The sequence below is a fragment of the Rhizobium sp. SEMIA 4085 genome, from assembly GCF_013004495.1.
GTDB classification, from domain to species: Bacteria; Pseudomonadota; Alphaproteobacteria; order Rhizobiales; family Rhizobiaceae; genus Rhizobium; species Rhizobium gallicum.
This window is the reverse complement of the sequence record NZ_JABEPH010000585.1, coordinates 1-2,291: the sequence shown is the minus strand read 5'-3', so window position 1 is coordinate 2,291 and position 2,291 is coordinate 1. Positions and strand designations below refer to the sequence as shown.

The window sequence follows — 2,291 nt, the reverse complement described above, 5'->3', positions numbered from 1 at the left end:
GCCAGCGCATTTGTCCTCCAGGCGGATCACCAAATGCTCCTGCTGCGTCAGCTTCTGCTCGGCATCCTTGGCCCGCTTCTGCAGAAGATTGACGTCCTGGCGCAACGTGTCGCGTTCGTCGCGCAGCGCGTTGGCAAGGGATTTTAGACTTTCCATCTCGGTGTCGCGCGCCGCCATGTCGATTTTAAGGTTGTCCGCCTTCTCGGCGAACTTGTTGAGGCGCGTGCGCAGCGTCTCGATCTCACTTTCCTTTGCAGAAGTCGCCTGTTCGGCAATATGCAGGCTCGTCTTCAACTGGCTGATATAGTTTTCGTCCTTGCGCAGGCGGGAGCGCATTTCGGCGGCCTCGACGTTCAGATCGCCGATCTGCGCCTGCAGTGCGCCGAGTTCGGACGACAAGCGGCCGGCATCGAGCGCAAGGGAATCATGGCGAAGCTGCAGCGACAGGGATTTTTCGCGCTCGCGTATCAGGTCCTGCGCCGTTCTGGCATTCTCCGCAGCGTAGAGCGCCCGAACCATGTCCTTCTGCGCCCTTACTTCCTGCGGGGTGAGGGGCATTGTCGCCTTCATGCGGTTTTCCGTATACCAGACGATGCGGCGATGGATTGCAGGAGAGATCAGGAAGACGAGGAACGCCGCCGTCAGGAAACCCAGTCCGAACAAAAGAGTATATTCGATCACGGCGCGGCCATTGCTTTAAGGTTTGATTTGCGTCAGCGCCAATGATTAAAGCACGCGCTGCGCCTAGAGCAAGTGGCGGGAAGGTGACGGCGGGCAAGAAACCCGCCGCGGGATCGTGGGATTAGAAGGGGTTCCAGGTCGGGCCGGGCGTAATTTTCAGATAGCCGACGTTGACGCCGAGGCGGGCTCCGACGCCGGTGCGGATCGGAACCACCAGAACATTATTGTTTTTAAGCAGCGTCATGCCAAAGCCGGCAATGACGAAAGCCTGGCCGCTGACGCCGCCGAAGCGGGCATAAATGCTCTCGATCGAAGGCAGATCGTAGACCAGCATCATGACGCGCGAGCCTTGGCCGCCGTAGTCGATGCCGAGGGACGGTCCCTGCCAGTAGAGCGAATGTGCGCCGGCGTTCTTGGTGTTGAGCTGGCCTTCTCCGTAGGTCAGGCCGGCGATGAAGGCGCCGGACCCTTCCTGTCCCAAAACGTAACCGTTTGGCAGACCGTATTTCTGAAAGGCCGCTTCAACTACCTTTGCCAGGCCGCCGCTGGTCGATCCGAAAAAGGAATGGCCAGCGTCGACGATCTCCTGCATGGTGTACTGATTGCTGTTGGCCTGCTGTGCTGCCGCCTGCTGCGGGGAGAGCACAAATGCTGCAATGGTCAGCGCGACGAAGAGTCGGCAAAAGCCCATAAATCTTCCGGGGGATTGAAGGCGCATGGTGTCATCCGTTCATCATGGTCGGTTCGATGAGCCGTTTCCGGCAATGGATGCATTTTGCGCGGATCGTCTTAACAATCGGTTTACCAAATATGGTGTCATTATGGCGACGAGTACGGCGCAAACTTCGTGCAATTTTGATCAAGCATGATAGGCGGGATGAAATCTTGCCGCCTTTAGGAGACGATGATGTCCAAGAACCCCAATCTCACACTGACCGGCCCCGATCTGGCCGCGCTACTTTGCAGCCGTGTTTGCCATGACGTCATCTCGCCCGTCGGCGCGATCAACAATGGTCTCGAGCTGTTGGACGAAGGCGGGGCCGATTCGGACGCCATGGACCTTATCCGCACGAGCGCGCTCAATGCCTCGGTTCGCCTGAAATTTGCACGCCTTGCATTTGGCGCCTCCGGTTCGGTCGGCGCTTCGATCGATACCGGTGAGGCTGAGCGCGCAGCCAAGGATTTCGCAGCTGCAGAAAAGAAGACCGAGGTGAGCTGGAATGGGCCGCGCGCCATCGTCGCGAAAAACCGGGTCAAGCTGCTGCTCAATCTCTTCCTGGTTGCCTATTCCTCGATCCCGCGCGGCGGCTCACTGGAAGTGACGCTTGAGAACCCGGAGTTCGACGCCAAGTTCAAGATCGTCGCCAAGGGCAAGCTGATGCGCCTGCCGGCGAAGTTCGTGGAAATTACATCGGGCCAAGTCGAGGAGGCGATCGATGCGCATTCGATCCAGCCCTACTACACGGTCCTGCTTGCCGACGAGTGCGGTATGGAGCTCGGCCACAGCGCAACGGGCGAAGAAATTATCTTCACCGCGGAGGCGGTTTTTGTCTAGCGTCATGGTTGCATCGCTGCAGCCTGGCACGTCCCAGGTAACACTTCCTTAGCCT

Annotated in this window: 2 protein-coding genes and 1 pseudogene; 1 reads left to right on the top strand and 2 read right to left on the bottom strand. The window is 58.7% G+C overall.

Going from position 1 to position 2,291, the window contains the following annotated elements; translation table 11 throughout:
- Both C9413_RS31295 and C9413_RS31290 read right to left on the bottom strand, forming a co-directional pair.
- A pseudogene (locus C9413_RS31295) lies at window positions 1–681 on the bottom strand (hypothetical protein); the annotation flags it as partial.
- Window positions 682–802: 121 nt separating this feature from the next.
- The gene (locus tag C9413_RS31290) at window positions 803–1,399 is read right to left on the bottom strand and encodes an EipA family protein (RefSeq protein WP_039845706.1); all 597 of its coding nucleotides are present in this window, start codon (window positions 1,397–1,399) and stop codon (window positions 803–805) included.
- 189 nt (window positions 1,400–1,588) lie between these two features.
- On the opposite strand from C9413_RS31290, the gene C9413_RS31285 reads away from it, so the two are divergent.
- Entirely contained in the window at window positions 1,589–2,236 is a 648-nt protein-coding gene (locus tag C9413_RS31285) for a histidine phosphotransferase family protein (RefSeq protein WP_039845705.1), read from the top strand.
- The last annotated feature ends 55 nt before the right edge of the window (window positions 2,237–2,291 follow it).

Bases quoted from the DNA above. Each gene is read 5' to 3' on its own strand.
- C9413_RS31290 (WP_039845706.1), bottom strand. From the start codon at position 1,399: ATGCGCCTTCAATCCCCCGGAAGATTTATGGGCTTTTGCCGACTCTTC.
- C9413_RS31285 (WP_039845705.1), top strand. From the start codon at position 1,589: ATGTCCAAGAACCCCAATCTCACACTGACCGGCCCCGATCTGGCCGCG.